The organism is Enterobacter cloacae complex sp. IR5418 (genome assembly GCF_049238105.1).
In the GTDB taxonomy this organism is placed as follows: domain Bacteria; phylum Pseudomonadota; class Gammaproteobacteria; order Enterobacterales; family Enterobacteriaceae; genus Enterobacter; species Enterobacter hormaechei.
The window spans coordinates 90002-106914 of the sequence record NZ_JBMKHS010000008.1 but is presented as its reverse complement, the minus strand read 5'-3'; the positions used below and the strand labels follow the sequence as shown (position 1 = coordinate 106914).

15 protein-coding genes are annotated in these 16913 nt (G+C 54.3%); 10 read left to right on the top strand and 5 right to left on the bottom strand.

Annotated elements, in window-relative coordinates; genetic code table 11:
• The first annotated feature begins 36 nt into the window (after nt 1-36).
• Nucleotides 37-921, top strand: coding sequence for a LysR substrate-binding domain-containing protein (locus ACOTX7_RS09010; protein WP_221256003.1), 885 nt, complete (start codon nt 37-39; stop codon nt 919-921).
• Nucleotides 922-939: 18 nt separating this feature from the next.
• Here the strand turns inward: ACOTX7_RS09010 and ACOTX7_RS09005 are convergent, their stop codons facing one another.
• The 3 genes from ACOTX7_RS09005 to ACOTX7_RS08995 all read right to left on the bottom strand — a co-directional run bounded on the left by ACOTX7_RS09005 (nt 940) and on the right by ACOTX7_RS08995 (nt 3548).
• On the bottom strand, nt 940-1917 hold the full coding sequence (locus ACOTX7_RS09005; protein ID WP_221813183.1) for an MBL fold metallo-hydrolase: 978 nt from the start codon (nt 1915-1917) through the stop codon (nt 940-942).
• A gap of 107 nt (nt 1918-2024) precedes the next feature.
• Complete coding sequence (locus ACOTX7_RS09000) at nt 2025-2909, bottom strand: SDR family oxidoreductase (protein WP_000103461.1); 885 nt, start codon at nt 2907-2909, stop codon at nt 2025-2027.
• 111 nt (nt 2910-3020) lie between these two features.
• Nucleotides 3021-3548, bottom strand: coding sequence for a GNAT family N-acetyltransferase (locus ACOTX7_RS08995; RefSeq protein WP_000548096.1), 528 nt, complete (start codon nt 3546-3548; stop codon nt 3021-3023).
• A gap of 131 nt (nt 3549-3679) precedes the next feature.
• Here ACOTX7_RS08995 and treZ point away from each other — a divergent pair, with 131 nt between their 5' ends.
• From treZ to glgX, 3 genes are read left to right on the top strand one after another with little or no spacing between them, the layout of a single operon-like run.
• Nucleotides 3680-5467, top strand: coding sequence for a malto-oligosyltrehalose trehalohydrolase (treZ, locus tag ACOTX7_RS08990; protein WP_221256001.1), 1788 nt, complete (start codon nt 3680-3682; stop codon nt 5465-5467).
• Nucleotides 5464-7932, top strand: a complete 2469-nt coding sequence (treY, locus tag ACOTX7_RS08985) for a malto-oligosyltrehalose synthase (RefSeq protein ID WP_221256000.1) — start codon at nt 5464-5466, stop codon at nt 7930-7932. The genes treZ and treY overlap by 4 nt, the downstream gene beginning before the upstream one ends.
• Nucleotides 7933-7946: 14 nt before the next feature.
• Nucleotides 7947-10022, top strand: a complete 2076-nt coding sequence (gene glgX / locus ACOTX7_RS08980) for a glycogen debranching protein GlgX (protein ID WP_221255999.1) — start codon at nt 7947-7949, stop codon at nt 10020-10022.
• On the opposite strand, the gene ACOTX7_RS08975 is transcribed toward glgX, so the two are convergent.
• Entirely contained in the window at nt 10019-10567 is a 549-nt protein-coding gene (locus tag ACOTX7_RS08975) for a winged helix DNA-binding protein (protein ID WP_006810671.1), read from the bottom strand. The two genes, glgX and ACOTX7_RS08975, sit on opposite strands and share 4 nt — an antisense overlap.
• A gap of 224 nt (nt 10568-10791) precedes the next feature.
• On the opposite strand from ACOTX7_RS08975, the gene ACOTX7_RS08970 reads away from it, so the two are divergent.
• Genes ACOTX7_RS08970 through ACOTX7_RS08960 form a run of 3 tightly spaced genes read left to right on the top strand, consistent with a single transcriptional unit; the run spans nt 10792 to nt 13502 of the window.
• A complete protein-coding gene (locus ACOTX7_RS08970) occupies nt 10792-11514 on the top strand; it encodes a DUF969 domain-containing protein (RefSeq protein WP_003857121.1) in 723 nt (240 codons plus the stop codon).
• Nucleotides 11511-12497 carry a DUF979 domain-containing protein gene (locus tag ACOTX7_RS08965; protein ID WP_221255998.1) on the top strand — a complete coding sequence of 329 codons (987 nt, stop codon included), beginning with the start codon at nt 11511-11513 and terminating at the stop codon, nt 12495-12497. Before ACOTX7_RS08970 ends, ACOTX7_RS08965 begins: the two co-directional genes overlap by 4 nt.
• A gap of 9 nt (nt 12498-12506) precedes the next feature.
• Nucleotides 12507-13502 (top strand): DUF2891 domain-containing protein, encoded by a 996-nt coding sequence (locus ACOTX7_RS08960; RefSeq protein WP_221255997.1) that lies wholly within the window; start codon nt 12507-12509, stop codon nt 13500-13502.
• Nucleotides 13503-13549: 47 nt separating this feature from the next.
• Here ACOTX7_RS08960 and ACOTX7_RS08955 read toward each other — a convergent pair whose 3' ends face one another.
• The gene (locus ACOTX7_RS08955) at nt 13550-14437 is read right to left on the bottom strand and encodes a LysR family transcriptional regulator (protein WP_350364020.1); all 888 of its coding nucleotides are present in this window, start codon (nt 14435-14437) and stop codon (nt 13550-13552) included.
• Between the two features lie 372 nt (nt 14438-14809).
• Here ACOTX7_RS08955 and ACOTX7_RS08950 point away from each other — a divergent pair, with 372 nt between their 5' ends.
• The 3 genes from ACOTX7_RS08950 to ACOTX7_RS08940 all read left to right on the top strand — a co-directional run bounded on the left by ACOTX7_RS08950 (nt 14810) and on the right by ACOTX7_RS08940 (nt 16889).
• Entirely contained in the window at nt 14810-15400 is a 591-nt protein-coding gene (locus ACOTX7_RS08950; protein ID WP_221813179.1) for a LuxR C-terminal-related transcriptional regulator, read from the top strand.
• A gap of 208 nt (nt 15401-15608) precedes the next feature.
• Nucleotides 15609-16163: a fimbrial protein gene (locus ACOTX7_RS08945; protein WP_205922389.1), complete on the top strand. Its 555-nt coding sequence runs from the start codon at nt 15609-15611 to the stop codon at nt 16161-16163.
• 42 nt (nt 16164-16205) lie between these two features.
• A complete protein-coding gene (locus tag ACOTX7_RS08940) occupies nt 16206-16889 on the top strand; it encodes a fimbrial biogenesis chaperone (protein WP_125357660.1) in 684 nt (227 codons plus the stop codon).
• Nucleotides 16890-16913 lie beyond the last annotated feature (24 nt).

The following is a 16913-nucleotide window of genomic DNA, read 5'->3' as shown; positions in this document are numbered from 1 at the left end:
TAATAAGAATTTTATTATCAATAATGAAGGCAGGGTATGCAGTTTCGACTGATGCGCAATTTTATTGTGGTGGCTGAAGAGCTTCACATGCACCGGGCGGCGGAGCGTCTCAACATGGCGCAACCGGCGCTAAGCCAGCAGATAAAAACGCTTGAAGATCGGCTGGGGGTGATGCTCTTTAGCCGGGCGAATCGTCGCCTGACGCTGACGCCAGCCGGTGAAGCGTTTCTCAGTAAAGCCAGAGTTGCGATTCTTATGACCGATCAGGCGATTCTGGATGCCAGACAGACGGCCAGAGGGGAACAGGGCGTGCTGAATCTCGGCTGTGTTTCAAGTGCGATATTCGACAGTAAGCTGCCCGCCGCGCTGCGGCTTCTGCATGAGAAATGGCCGGCCATCATCTTGTCTATGATGACGGGGAACGTGCAAACCCTTTATAGCGCCGTGCAAAGCAACCAGCTGGATGTGGCCATTATTCGTGCCCCGTTACCGCTGCTGCCTGACGATCTGCAAAGCCGTCCTTTCACAACGGAAAAAGCCGTGCTGGCCTTACCTCGTCAACACAGTCTTGCTGGCTCCGCCGCGCTGACGCTTGCGTCGGTTAAAGAGGAGAAGTGGATCGCCCTGCGCGACCCGGAGGGGATGGGGCTGGAGCAATATTTCTATGATGCCTGCCACAGCGCGGGCATACAGCCTGACGTGGTGCAAAATGCCACCGATGTCCCCACGGTGATAAGCCTTGTCTCGGCAGGGTTTGGCATCGCCATGCTACCGGCCTCAGCGAAGGCGATATGCGTAGAAAACGTCGTCTATGTGGATATTCTTGACCGACTCCGGGAGAGCGAGCTGACGCTTGTTTGCCACCGGATTATTCGCTCTGAGGTGCTGAAAAAATTGATGAGCATCCTCGATCATACCTGACGTCCGGCGGGGGACATCTTATTTTGCGTCACGGTTGGTATAGGTCACCGGAACCCACGCATAGCCGTCCCGCTCACCTTTCGTCACAAAGCCGATTCCGGGGAAAGGCAGATGTGGCGCCGCAATCAGATCTTTGTTTTTCACAAACTCAGCGAAAGCTGCGTTGCGTACCCGGGCGGCGCCGTCCTGATCCTCATCGTAAGCAATCGTCACGTTGGGCTGCGGGAACTGAACCGCGGCAACGTGAATGATGTCGCCGACAAAAGTCATTTTTTCACCTTTGCTCTCCAGCGTGTAGAACGCGGAGCCTGGGGTGTGTCCCGGGTGAACCGTACCGCTGATGCCCGGCAGAAGCTGTTCCGTGCCGGAGAAGGTCTTCACTTTTCCGGCATCCAGATAGGGCTTTAAGGTCTTGTGCGCAACGTCGAAGTAGTTCTGGTCATAGCCAGACTTTTTCTGGTTCTCGTCGTTAAAGAAGAAATCGATATCCGGTTTGCCGACATACACCTGCGCGTGGGTAAACACGCGCTGACCGTCTTTGACCAGGCCGCCAGCGTGATCGGAGTGCGCATGGGTGATCAGGATATCGGTAATATCCTGCGGCCTGATGCCCTGCGTCGCCAGACTCTCAATCAGCCGCCCGCCTTTGCCGGGGCCGAAGAGCTGACCGGAACCGGTATCCACCAGAATTTTGTGGCCGGGGATGGCGATATAGAACGCGTTAATCGATGCTTCCACCGGATTGGCCTGGAAGTTTTTAGCCAGTAACGCATCGGTATTTTCCGCCGTCGTCCGGCGCAGTAAGGCGTGCAGATCCTGCGGCACGCTGCCGTCCGTAAAGGCGGTGACAATCGTATCGCCAACCTGAACGCTGTAGCCGCCAGCCTGCTGTTTCACCACATGCTGCGGAACGCTGGCCACCGCGTGGATCGCTGGAAAGAATACAACCGAACCGGTCAACAGGGTTGATATCGCAAGTTTTTTCACAGTAAACATGATGGGCTCCTCAATAGTAAGTTCATCATAGTTCAATTGCGATTTTTGAGAGCAGCCGGGGAGTGAATGTGACCTATCCATGAAATGGATAGGTCTGAGAGGATGTTTTACAGCACGCCGGTACCGCCGTCAGAGCACCACACTTGCCCGGAAGCGTATGAACAGGCATCGGAGGCAAACAGCACATACAGCGGTGCGATTTCAACCGGCTGGCCCGGTCGGCCCAGGGGAGTGTCTTCCCCGAACTTCTGAACTTTGGACTGCGGCTGACCGCCGCTGGACTGAAGCGGTGTCCAGTACGGACCCGGCGCGACGGCATTCACCCGGATGCCACGCGGCCCCAGCTGCTGGGCCAGAGACTTGGTGAAGGCCACATTACAGGCTTTGGTTTGCGCATAGTCCACCAGGATCGCGCTCGGTTTAAACGCCTGCACGGACGTGGTGTTGATGATCACGGCGCCTTCCTGCAAATGGCGCAGCGCTGCTTTCGTGATCCAGAAGGGCGCATAGACGTTGGTCTTAAACGTCGCGTCGAAATCTGCCGTGGTGAGATCGTCGATTGATTCGCAGTACTGCTGGCGTCCGGCGTTATTCACCAGGATATCCAGACCACCCAGTTCGGCGACGGCTTTTTCCACCAGCGTATCGCAGAACGACTCCACGCGAATGTCGCCGGGAATGGCGACCGCTTTACGGCCTTCGGCCTGAATCAGCGCAATGACCGATGCCGCATCGGACTCTTCTTCCGGCAGATAACCAATAGCGACATCTGCACCTTCACGGGCATAGGCGATGGCGACCGCGCGACCAATACCGGAATCACCGCCGGTAATCAGCGCTTTTTTTCCTGCCAGTTTTCCCGACCCGATATAACTTGTTTCACCATGATCCGGTATTGGCTTCATTTCCGATGCCAGCCCGGGGGCCATTTGCGGTTGTTCAGCAAACGGTGGACGAGGGTAATGCAGCGTGTGATTATTTCCTGTAGACATACCGGCCTCCTTATATAGTGAATTCCAAGATTAGTCGTTAATTAAACGCAAGCGGGCAAAATTGACAAATTCAGACAAATCTATATTCCATTCGCGGCGGTAAAATAATTCTTAAGCAAGCATGTAATACCAGAAAAGGGCGACTTCATCTTTTTCCGGCAGGGCGTTGTAAAGATAGCGATCGTACCCCCCCAGAATAAACCCATAGTGACGATAGAACAGACAGGCTGAAACATTGACGTTCTGCGTCTCCAGCCGCAAGCCGGGCGCATTGAGGCTTCGCGCCCAGACGTGGGTGGCGGACATCAGCCTGTGCGCCGCACCCGTTCGGCGTTTTGACCGCTCCACCGCAATGTAATCCACCGAGATAAATTTATTCCAGTTGCAGGACGCGGTAATAAAACCGGCGATTTCACCGTCATCCGTTTCGGCGATAAGAAATATTGAATTTGGATTAACACAATGATTTTCCAGCGTCTGGAGATCAAGCTCATAGGTTTTAAGATAAGGTTCGGTCAGCGCCTCGATATGCAAGTCGCCATTAATAAACGGCTCTCTGGCAATCTCATCAACCATGAAAGAAAAATCACAACATTCAAGACGGGCGAGGTCGGTGCTTAATCCTTTTCGAATATGCATAGTATTCCTTAAGTGGGAGTTATAAATAGATGATAGACGAAGCGGTATACCCTGCTGGCATAACACTCTGTAGATCCTGGTCTAAGCTTGTATTTCGTTCCGCGTAAAATGTGGTCATTCGAGGACAATGAATGGAATTCAGAACATGTCGCTGGCACTGGGGTGCTGAGTTTATTTCCGATGACGTGGTACGTTTTCGCGTCTGGGCTGAAGGGCAGAAAGATCTCACGTTGCGTTTAACCGACACCGACATTCCGATGGCGGCGATGGGCGACGGCTGGTTTCAGATTGACGTGCCCGGCATCCGGCACGGTACGACGTATCAGTTTGTTTTACAGGATGGAATGGCGGTGCCGGACCCGGCCTCGCGCGCGCAGCAGGCTGACGTCAATGGCCCGTCGGTGGTGATCGACCCGCGTCGCAACCTGCCCACACAACGGGAATGGCAAGGACGGCCGTGGGAAGAGACGGTGATCTACGAGCTGCATATCGGCACCTTCACGCAGGAAGGCACCTTCAGGGCGGCCATCGACAAACTGCCTTATCTCGCCGATCTGGGTATAACGCAGCTGGAAGTGATGCCCGTGTCCCAGTTCGGGGGGGCGCGCGGTTGGGGGTATGACGGCGTACTGCTGTATGCCCCGCACTCGGCGTATGGCACACCGGATGATTTTCATGCTTTCATCGATGCCGCCCACGCGCTCGGGCTTTCCGTGGTGCTGGATATCGTACTCAACCACTTTGGCCCGGAAGGGAACTACCTGCCGTTACTCTCACCGGCGTTTTTCCATCAGGATCGTATGACGCCGTGGGGCAACGGTATTGCCTATGACGTTGACGCCGTCCGGCAATACATCGCTGAGGCGCCGTTATTCTGGCTGTCGGAGTATCATCTCGACGGTTTGCGCTTCGACGCCATCGACCAGATCCATGACGACGCAGAGACCCATATTCTTCCCGAGATAGCGCAACGGATCCGCGACGCATTTCCGGATCGGCTTATCCACCTGACCACCGAAGACAGTCGCAACGTCATTTTCCTGCATCCGCGCGATGAGCATGGTCAGACGCCGCTTTTTACCGCCGAATGGAATGATGACTTTCACAACGCCGCGCACGTGTTCGCGACCGGGGAATCACACGGCTATTACCAGGACTTTGCCTTTGAGCCGGAGAAAAAACTGGCGCGGGCGCTGGCAGAAGGGTTTGTCTACCAGGGGGAGATCTCGCTTCAGACCGGGAAATCGCGCGGGGTGGAGTGTCGCGAGCAACCGCCGCAGTTTTTTGTCGATTTTATTCAGAACCACGATCAGGTCGGCAACCGTGCCCAGGGGGAGAGACTTATCTCTCTGGTTGGCGCAGAGAAAACGCACGTGCTGTTCGCGGCGCTGCTCCTGTCGCCCCATATTCCGCTCCTGTTTATGGGGGAGGAGTATGGCGAGACGCATCCGTTCCTCTTCTTCACCGACTTCCACGGCGACCTGGCGAAAGCGGTGCGGGAAGGGCGCGCGAAAGAGTTTTCCGGCCATGCCGGGCACGATGAAACCGTACCGGATCCTAACGACCTGAATACCTTTATGCGGTCGAAGCTTGACTGGAACAAGGCAGAAACGGAGGAAGGCAGGGCGTGGCTGCACGTTACGCGTGAACTGATTGCGCTGCGTCAGCGCTTTATCGTCCCGTTACTGAAACAGCACGGCACCGTTGAGGGTCACGTCCTGCAAACGGCGCTCGGCATGGTTGCCGTGAGCTGGGGTTTTCCATCCGGTACGCTGTCGCTGGCGCTGAATATCGGCAAAAAGCCGCTCACTTTACCGGACCTGTCAGGAAAAACGATCTTTAGCTGGCCGGAGGCCGTCGAAAACCTGCCGCCGAACAGCATTGTTGTTCGCTTTGCTGACGGAGACGCAGCGCTATGATCCCTTCCTCTACTTATCGCATTCAGTTTCGCAACGGCATGACCTTCGATCGCGTGGTGGACCTGATTCCGTATATGAAAGACCTCGGTATCAGCCATCTCTACGCGTCGCCTGTTTTCACCGCCACCACAGACTCGACCCACGGCTATGACGTGACGGATCCCAACGAAATCGACCCGGCGATTGGCGGACGAGACGGGTTTGACCGCATGGCGGCGGCGCTGAAACAGGCGGGGATGGGCCTGATTCTGGATATCGTTCCTAACCATATGTCGACCTCGCTGGAAAACCGCTGGTGGCGCGATGTTATCGAGCACGGCAATAAGAGCCGCTACGCAGCGTATTTTGATATCGACGGGTCCCGACCGCTGACGTTGCCGTTTCTTGGCGACACCTTTGAAGCCGAGCTGGAGCGGGGAGCTATTACCTTAAAACGTGACAGTGTCACGAACAGCGCGGCGCTGGTTTACTATGATGCCGCCTATCCGCTTAATCCCGGCACGTATAACGAAAGCAAGAGCATCGCTGAGATCCACGAAGCGCAAAGCTGGCGGCTGATGTCCTGGCGGGAAGCGCCGAAACAGCTTTCGTGGCGACGCTTTTTTGAAATTACCGGGCTGGTGGGCGTGCGTGTAGAGGATGAGGCGGTATTCGCAGACACGCACCGCCTGATCCTTGAGCTTGTCCACGCCGGAATTGTCGACGGCCTGCGCATTGACCATGTGGACGGGCTTGCCGATCCGCTGGGCTATTTGCAACGCCTGCGGGCGGCGACCGGGCCGGACTGCTACATCACGGTGGAGAAGATCCTCGCCAAAGGGGAACAGCTTCCCCCGGAATGGCCCGTCTCGGGCACCACGGGGTATGAGTTTATCGCCTCGCTGGCGGAAGTGCTGGTGGATGATACCAACCTCTCGCGGCTGGAGACGCTTCACGACGAGACGCTGGGTACGATTGTGGACAGGCAGGCGGAACTTCGCAAAGCCAAAGGGCTGATGACCGATCGTAATTTTGAAGGTGAATTTACCACGCTGCTCAAAATAGCCAGCGAGCTGGCCGGGCATAACGGCGCCGACGTGGAGCACGAGGACATTCGCCATGCCTTACGTGAGCTGCTCATCGCGTTTCCGGTGTATCGCACCTACGGCACCGCGGAGGGGCTGACGCCATCGGATGTGTCGCTGCTCAGCCGGGTGGTCGCCAGCGTCAACACCTCTGAACCCGCTCTGAGTCTGATCGTGCGTATTCTCACCGGTGATGTGCCGGAGCACGACCAGGCGCTGGCGTCGCTTTTCCGCACCCGTTTTCAGCAGCTGACCGGGCCGCTGATGGCGAAGTCGGTGGAGGATACGCTGTTCTTCCGCCATAACCTGGAGCTGGCCCTGAACGAAGTCGGCGCCGACCCGACGCCGCGCGCGTTTTCACTTTCCCGTTTTCACCAGGAGATGCGCATTCGTCTTGCCCGGCAACCCGATGCGCTACTGGGCACCTCAACCCACGACACCAAACGCGGCGAGGACGCGCGGGCGCGGCTTTACACCCTGACGGAAGCGCCAGATCTGTGGAGCGAAAACCTGGCGCGCTGGCGGCAGATGAACCAGACGCATGTCCGATTTCTTAATGACGGCACCGCGCCGAACGCCGCCGACACCTGGATGATCTTCCAGGCGCTGGCGGGCGTCTGGCCAGCCACGCTGTCGCCTGACGATCGTGACGGCCTTAAGTCACTTGAAGCGCGTTTCCTTGGCTTTATAGAGAAAGCCCTGCGCGAAGCCAAACAGCGTACCGACTGGATCGACAGCAACGAAGGTTACGAGAGCGTGGTGCTGGACTATGTGCGCCATCTGCTCTCCCCGGATAATACCCTGTTCCTGCATGATTTCAGTGCCGCACTCCAGCCGTTTATTCGGGCGGGGTTAATGAACAGCCTGAGTCAGACGGTGATCAAGCTGACGGCGCCCGGCGTACCGGACATCTACCAGGGCAGCGAAGGGCTTAACTTTAGCCTGGTCGACCCGGATAACCGACGCGAACCGGATTTCACCGCGCTGGCGGAAAACCTCAGCACGGCGGATGCAACCCTCTTTAACGATGCGCAACGCTGGCGAGACGGCAGCGTGAAACAGAACGTCACCGCCACGCTGTTACGGCTTAGGCCGCATTATCCCGCGCTTTTCCGCTACGGCGACTGGCTGCCGCTGAAGGTGAGCGGCGAGCGGGAGGAGAAACTGATCGTTTATGCCCGCATAAACAATGACGAGGCGCTTATCGTCGCCGTGCCGCGCTTGGTGTTTGACGTCACCGACAATGCGACGCTGTGGGCCAATACTACCGTGGCGATACCCCAGGAGCTGGCCGGGAAGCACTACCGGGATCTGTTTACCGGTGAGCGTCGCCGTCTGCCAGAGACGCTGGATTTAACGTCTGAAAAGGGATGTTTATTGGTTCTGCTTACCTGCGATTAATCGAGAGAACAAAAATGCCAAAGGATACAACGTTTGAAATTCGGGCCGGTCATGGCCAGCAGTTGGGCGCAAATTATGACGGGAAAGGGGTGAACTTCGCCCTGTTTTCCGCCCACGCGGAGCGGGTGGAGCTTTGTCTGTTCGACCCCTCCGGGAAAACCGAAATCGCCCGCCTGGAGCTGCCGGAATATACCCATGAGGTCTGGCATGGCTATGTGCCGGATCTGAAACCGGGGGCGCTGTATGGCTACCGTGTTTATGGTTCGTACGATCCGGAGAACGGCCACCGGTTCAACCCCAATAAGTTGCTCATTGATCCCTATGCCCGTGAACTGGTGGGTGACATTGAGTGGAACGATGCCCACTTCGGCTATGAGCTGGGACACGATGAGCTGGATCTCAGTTTTGATACCCGAGACAGCGCGCCGTTTACGCCCAAATGCAAGGTTATCGATCCCAATGCCGTTGACTGGCAAGACTCCCGCCGTCCCGATATCCCCTGGCCGCATACCGTGGTCTATGAGAGCCACGTAAAAGGCTTTACCCAGCTTAACCCGGCGATTCCGCCTGAACTGCGCGGTACGTTTGAGGGGATGGGGCATAAAGCGTCGGTGGAATACATTAAAAGCCTCGGCATTACCTCGGTCGAGCTGCTGCCGGTTCACTGGTTCCCTGACGATCAGCATCTGCTCGATCGCGGCCTGAAAAACTTCTGGGGCTATAACTCGCTCGCTTTCTTTGCGCCAGCGTCCCGCTATTACGGCCCGGCGGGGATCCAGGGGTTCCGCGACATGGTGCGTGCCTATCATGACGCGGGTATCGAGGTGATCCTCGACGTGGTCTATAACCACACGGCGGAGGGCAACGAACTGGGGCCAACCCTGTCGTTCAAAGGGATTGATAACTTCTGCTATTACCGCACCATGCCGGATCAGCACCGGTACTACATCAACGACACCGGCACCGGGAACACCGTTAACACGTCGCACCCCCGCGTGTTGCAGATGGTCATGGACTCCCTGCGTTACTGGGCGGAATCGATGCAGATTGATGGTTTCCGCTTTGACCTCGGGACCATTCTCGGACGTGAGCCGGAGGGATTCGATCCGCGCGGCGGCTTCTTCGATGCCGTGACCCAGGATCCGGTGCTGTCGAAGCTGAAGCTCATCGGTGAGCCGTGGGATATCGGCCCCGGCGGGTATCAGGTGGGGGGCTTCCCGCCAGGCTGGGGTGAGTGGAACGACAAGTACCGCGACACGGTGCGCGAATACTGGAAGGGGGATAACGTCTCTAACGATTTTGCCGCCCGTCTGTTAGGGTCCGGTGATTTGTACGATCTGCGCGGGCGTCGTCCGTGGGCCAGCGTCAATTTTATCACCGCGCATGACGGCTTCACGCTCAACGACCTGGTGTCGTACAACGAGAAGCATAACGCCGATAACGGGGAAGATAATAACGACGGACACAACGATAACCGGTCATATCACTACGGCGAAGAGGGGCCGACGGAAAACCCGGATATCATCGCCACCCGCGAGCGGCAAAAGCGCAACTTCCTTACCACGCTCTTCTTCTCGCACGGCACGCCGATGCTGCTGGCAGGTGATGAGTTTGGCCGGACGCAAAACGGCAATAACAACGGCTATTGTCAGGACAGCGAAATCTCCTGGGTAAACTGGGAAGGACTCACTGAAAACGACGAGAAGCTGCGCGAGTTTACCCGTCGGTTGATTGCCCTGCGCGCTGAGCAGCCGCTGCTGCGACGTGAAAACTGGCGCGACGGGCTGGAGATCCGCTGGTTTAACGCCGGTGGCGGCCCGCAGCAGTCGGAACAGTGGGATGAGGGATCCACCCTTGGTCTCGCCATCAGCCGTCCTGATCTTGTGCAGGAAGAGGGCGTCTGGCACGACGTACTGGTGCTGTTTAACCCGTTTGAAGGCACGGTGCCATTCCAGATCCCGCAGTTTGGCGAAGGGGGCTGGGTGCTGGAACTCTCGACGGCGGATGATGCTCCCACAGGGGAGATCATCACGGACTCCGTCGATTATGAACTGGCCGGACGGAGTATGACGCTTTTCCGCCGTCCTTAAAGAGAAGCTGCCGCGCGTGCGGCGGTATCGTACAGGGAGGAGATCGCGCGGAGTAACTGCGCGGTCTCGCCAATCGACGCGCCCGGAATGCCGCTTTCCGCATGAATGTTGATCAGGCAGGCTTCCCGCACCTCCCGGTACTTCATGCACAGCGCTTTTCCCTCCTCCGTGGTGGAGAAAAAAAGCTCTTTTCCGGCTTTCTCGCTGGTGACATATCCCGCCTTGACCAGCTTTTTCAGCGCATACGTGACCACATGCGTATCTTCCACGTTCAGCACAAAGCAGATATCAGCCAGCTTTTTCTTACGGTTGCGGTGGTTCACGTGGTGCAGAAGCGAAACGTCAAAGGCCCCCATATCCGGTTCACCCGCTGCGGTCATGCAGCGCACCATCCATTTGTTAAACGCATTGCTGGTCATGATCAGCGCATATTCCAGCTCTGATAATTCGGCACACCGCTCTGAGACGAGATGACGGGAGGAGACGATACGCCCGTCCGTTATATCGTCGTGGTTTAACGCTGTCGTCTTTTTCTTTGTCGTCATAACGATCCTTCCCCCGAAATGTAAACCCGTCGATAAAATAAGAACATTTTATTGATAAATTGTTTACATGTTTTTGACGTTCAGATATAGCTTTTTAGTGCAGGTTCTGTGGAGCCTGACGCAAAACACAACATCGCGCGCCGTAATGCACCGGCTTCGCTCTGCTGCGAAGTATAAAAAATAGCCGTCGGCGCGCAACGCTCACTTTGGATAGGGTAACGTTTATGGACAGTTCTACACTGTTGCCACTTATCGGGATTCCGGTGGTGGTTATAGGTTTTGCACTGCGTTTCAATCCGCTGCTGGTGGTCGTGGTGGCGGGGCTGGCGACGGGCCTGCTGGTTGGCATGGATTTCGGTATGCTGCTGGAAACCTTTGGTGAAAAGTTTGTGAATAGCCGATCGCTTGCCACCTTCATTCTGATCCTGCCGGTCATTGGTCTGCTGGAGTATTACGGACTGAAAGAGCGCGCGCAGGCCTGGGTCGCGAAGATCGCCAGCGCCACCTCGGCGCGTATCCTGATGCTCTACTTTGTCGCCCGCGAAGGGACGGCTGCGCTGGGGCTGATGTCTCTCGGCGGCCACGCGCAAACGGTGCGTCCGCTGCTGGCGCCGATGGCGGAAGGGGCGGCCCTGAATGAATACGGCGAACTGCCGCAGACTATTCGCGACAAAATCAAAGCCCATGCCGCCGCGTGTGACAATATCGCGGTTTTCTTCGGGGAAGATATCTTTATCGCCTTTGGCGCGGTACTGCTGATTGATGCGTTCCTGAAAGAGAACGGGATCGAGGGGATCGAGCCGCTGCACATCGGCCTGTGGGCTATTCCGACCGCTATTGCGGCACTGATCATTCATATGACGCGCCTGCTGCGCCTCGACGCCAGCATTCGTCGCGACGTGATGGCCTGGAAAGCAGAGCAGGGTACGCAGGAGATCGCACCATGACGACCCTCATCACCATTAACCGCGTGTACTACCTGATCGGCTTTGTCGTGATGCTGCTGGTTGTGATGACCCTTCGCGATCGCGCTAACCCGAAACGCTTTACCACCGCGCTGTTCTGGTTCTTGTTCGGCGGGATCTTCCTGTTTGGCGATCTGATGGTGCAGGAGCTGGGCAAGTCGCTGGCGTATCGGATTATTGGCGGCGCCGTTATCGTGATTGCGCTGCTGGCGGGTTTCGGGCTGGTCGGGAAGGGGCACTATAAAATGTCCACCGAGGAGGAGCGTGTTGCCTCGTCGAACCGGCTAAAAAACTGGCTGTTTTTACCCGCGTTGATGATCCCGGTGGTGACGGTGATCGGGACGCTGTTCCTGAAGGGCATCTCGATCGGCGGCGTTTACCTGCTCGACCAGAAACAGCTCACCCTGGCGGCGCTGTGCGTGGCCTGCGTGGCGGCTATCCTCACCGGCTGGTGGCTGACAAAAGGTACGCCGCTGCATGCGGTGCGTCAGTCGCGTCGGCTGGTCGATACCATTGGCTGGGCGGTGATCCTCCCGCAGATGCTCGCCATGCTCGGCGGGGTGTTTGTGGTGGCAAATACCGGCGAATCGGTACAAAAGGTGGTCAGCCTGTTTGTGAACCCGGACAGCCGCTTCATGCTGGTGGTCATTTACTCCGTGGGGATGGCGCTGTTTACCATGATCATGGGTAACGCCTTCGCTGCCTTCCCGGTGTTAAGCGCCGGTATCGCTCTGCCGTTCCTGATTAACGTCCATCACGGTAATCCGGCACCGCTGCTGGCGATTGGCATGTACGCGGGCTATTGCGGCACGCTAATGACGCCGATGGCCGCCAACTTCAACATCGTGCCCGCCGCGCTGCTGGAGTTAAAAGACAAATATCAGGTCATCAAGATCCAGATCCCGACCGCGTTAACCCTGCTGGTGGTGAACGTGTTCTTAATGTATTTCCTCGTGTTTCGCTAAGGAGCTGCAATGGAATTAACGCAACATCAGGCTGACGCCTTCGCCAGAATGCCGTTGACCTATTTACGTCAGGAATACCCGAACCACATTATGCATCTGCTCAACGACGACGGTGACGTGTTGCCGCCTCGCGAGCTGCATCCGATTTTTTACGGCTGTTTTGACTGGCACTCGGCGGTGCACGGCTACTGGCTGCTGCTGCGCTGCCTGCGCCTCTGGCCCGAACTGCCGTGCCGGGAAGAGATCATCACTCTGTTCGAAGAACACCTGACCGACGAGAAGGTGGCAAAGGAGCTGGCCTATTTTACCGCGCCGTTCCGCGCATCGTTTGAGCGGCCTTATGGTTACGGCTGGCTGCTGGCGCTGGCGCAGGAGCTGAAACAGTCGTCGCTGCCGCAGGCGGAGCGCTGGTACCAGACGCTGCAACCGTTAACGCTGGATATTCGCCAGCGGCTGGTGGGTTACCTCAGCAAGCTCACCTATCCCATCCGCGTCGGCACGCACTACAACACCGCATTTGCGCTCGCACTGGGGCTGGATTATGCCCGGGCGGTGACGGATGACGAGCTTGAAGAGGCGATCCTGGACGCGGCGACGCGCTTTTATCATACGGACACGCAATATCCGGCGCATTATGAGCCGGGCGGCGACGAGTACATTTCCGGGGCGCTGACCGAGGCGTTACTGATGAGTAAGGTGGTGGCGAATTTCCCGGCCTGGTTCGATGCGTTTCTGCCGGAGGTGGCTTGCGTTTCAGCGCTGATGAACCCGGCAGAGGTGAGCGACCGCACCGACCCGAAAATCGCACATCTGGACGGGCTTAACCTCAGCCGCGCGTGGTGTATGAAGCACATTGCCCGTGCTCTGCCGGAAAACCACCCGGCGCAGCAGGCGTTACGCGATGCCGTTGCGCGTCATCTCTCGGCAAGCGTGGAGCATGTTGTCGGCAGTCACTACAGCGGCGGACACTGGCTGGCGAGTTTTGCGCTGCTGGCGCTGGAGTAGCGACATAGCATTGGCAAGATACTATTCAAAACCGTCTTACAGGGCGGTTAATTTAGTTCTTTAATCATGCTTAATAAATCAACCATGGATTTATCGTTAGCGACGGAGTGATGGTAATGCAAACTACAATCAAAGCGCATACGTAACTCCTCAGGGGGATCGAAAGCTTTGACAGGGAAGCATGTTTCAATGAATGAGACAATATCGCGGGGCATCAGTACAATATCGTTAGAAAAACAGCACAGTGTAATCATATTTAATGAATTGCTGGAGGTGACAGAAATATCCCTGAGATTGACTAATTCGTTAAACCGGTTAGCGTGTTCGATGTTGGAACAGACCAGATTCATTCCTCGTGACCAGACAATGTGCTTGTTTTCATACCAGTCTTTCATCGTAAAGGTATCTTTGATAGTCGGGTGATTTTTACTTGCAATGATCGCAATATCACACGATATAAAATCAACCTGAATAATGCTGCGATCGGGCGGCAACCTGGAACCAATGTCCATGTCTACCTCTTTATTTCTGAGGCGTATCAGTCTCGCTTCATCATCCATTTCGGGTGGAATAAAACGTAACGTTTTGGGCGAAAGGGTGGAATTTTTTAACTGATACGACAGCATCAGCTCAATCAGCGCATACGTGCTTATCGTCAGGGTTCTACTTCCAAGGGGTTGACCGTCATCATTATTAGGTAGTTCACCAATAATAGAGGTATATCGCTGACTCAACTCGAGGGCGGTACTGTCAGGTATCATCCCGTTCTTGGTCCGGCAAAAAAGGGCTGAGCCTGTTGCTTTCCTCACCTTGTTAAGTAAGTAACTTATCGTGGCGGGTGAAACATCCATTAACTCCGCTGTCCGCGTTACGCTCCTACAGGTGGTAAGTATATGTATGGCTTTCAGAGACTTTAAGTTGATTTGCGTTATCATTAGCACCTTTGAATTGCGCATGGAAATATCAGCCTGGATTATTAAAAAAACCAAATTACAAATCAATTAAATTACCCATTTAAATTATTTAAATTTAAACTCTGTGTCATGCATTCTCTCTGCGCTGCTCATTTTTAGCGTGTGCTTACAATGCTTTATACAACATATTCGGTCGCATTTTACGAAGGCGTGACCTTATTGCCTCACTCCGACGAGAAAGATACACTAACGTCATTCAGCGAGACTTATCTGTTGCTGTAGGTGCATTTTAATTAATTAAATGATTGATTTGATTTTGTCATTTGACTCACGTTCTGGCGCTCATTACTTTTTGAAAGATTAAATCTTTTAAAAGAAATGGAGACGTTCATTATGAAAAGATTGCTGTTTATCAGCGATAATATCTTCTTTTGTGCGGGAGTGGATAGCAACGTTGCAGATACCCGGATAGTAGGAGGAGAAAGCGCGAATTCAACGAATATCCTGCTTAACGATGATCAAATTCCGGTTGTCAGAGTAAGCAATCTTACCCTAAGGCGACAGATAATTGAGAAAATACAAAGCATTACCGATAAATATATCGTCACGCTGGACGAGATTTATCCCCGAAGTTCATTCAAGTTAGGTGATGTGCTTTTTTGCGGGAATCTGCTGAGCTACAGGAATATCATCAAATTTTTAGAGTGTAACCGTAAAAGCCACTTTGCGAAACTAACCGACCGTGAATTAGCGGTGTTGTACCGAATGCATAATGATAATGCGCAAATTGCTGAAGAGATGAATTTATCGGTCAAAACTATCAGTCATTACAAGCTTAGTATCCTGGAAAAATTGCGTGTTGACATGAAAAGCAATATAAACCTGTTAAAGGTCAAGCTGACACTTGATCAGGCCTATTTGTACAGCGTCAATGACGAGTTCTACCATTTCTGCCAGATGGATGAAACTGAATTCGCGTTTTAATTTAATTTTTCTAATTCACTATTTAAAGACTTTGATTTTACATGACACCCTTTGAATTTAAATGGGTTTTTATATTCAGTGCGTGAAAGTGGATATATTTTGGCTTGATCCATAATTTTTGTAAGGTAATGTCTCAACCAGCGAAGGCGATTAACCCCATTCGCTACTTCAAATGGCATATGACGGATATATTAAAACAGGATAATTTATGAAGAAATTAATGACATCTACAGCTCTGATGGCGTTGTTTACAGTCGTTGCATTTAATGCGCAGGCGGCATCAACCGGTACGATTACCTTCAACGGGGAATTAACGGCGACCACGTGTGACGCTGATGTTGATGGTCAGGGACCGGATGCGACGATTGTATTACCTACCGTTGGGACAAATCAGCTTACCGCTGAAAGTCAGACCGCTGGTCGCACCGGTTTTAATATCGGACTGAGCAACTGTGCAGGGACCTTACAGACTGCTTCTGCATTTTTTGAAGCTGGCTCCACCGTAGACCTGACTACCGGCCACCTTAAGAATATCAGTTCTGACGCTGCGGCCGCCACTAACGTCAGCCTGCAACTGCTTGATGAAGGTAATACTGAAGCCGTTATCCAGGCGGGTAACAGCAATCAGACCGCAAACACCAGTTACTACGATATTTCTTCCGGTTCGGCAAATCTTCCTTATGCCGTTGAATACTATGCTGACGGCGCAACGACAGCGGGGCCAGTTGTCAGCAACGTAGTCTACTCCATCCAGTACAAGTAATACCTGAAGGGGGGGCATCCCCCTTAATAAGAGAATCCCCCCATGATCCGTAAATTTATTTTTTCTTTAGCGCTGTTCAGCACCGTAGCGCAGGCAAGCATCGTAATTACTGGCACCCGAGTGATCTACCCGGCCTCTTCAAAAGAAGTCACGGTTAAAGTCAGCAATAAAGGCGAGTCGCCGGTGCTTATTCAAAGCTGGCTGGATAATGGCGATACAAATGCTAAACCCGACAAAATTAAAGTGCCTTTTGTCCTTACGCCTCCCATTAATCGTGTCGAACCGTCCAGCGGCCAGACGCTGCGTATCAGAGCATTACCCAATAATTTATCCCAAAAGCAGGAATCCATATTCTGGCTTAACGTCCTTGAGATACCTGCAAAGCCTAAAGAGGATGTCGTTGAAAAAAATAATTACCTCCAGGTGGCGTTTCGTTCGCGCATAAAGTTTTTTTATCGCCCGTCCAGTCTGAAAGGTAGCCTGGCTGAAGCGGCAAAAACATTGCAGTGGACACATTCAGGCAAGGGGCTTCATGTGAAAAACAGCTCCCCATATCACGTTTCTCTGGTTCAGGTTTCAGTGGGTAAGAAACACGTTGATGGAAAAATGCTGAAGCCATTTTCTGAAATGGACTATGCGTTGCCTGCGACAAGCGGTAGTCAGCTGACCGCGAGTTACGTCAATGACTACGGTGCTGTTATTCCAGTGAAATTTACCCTCAAGTAATCCGCGAATCTTTTTGCTTTACCG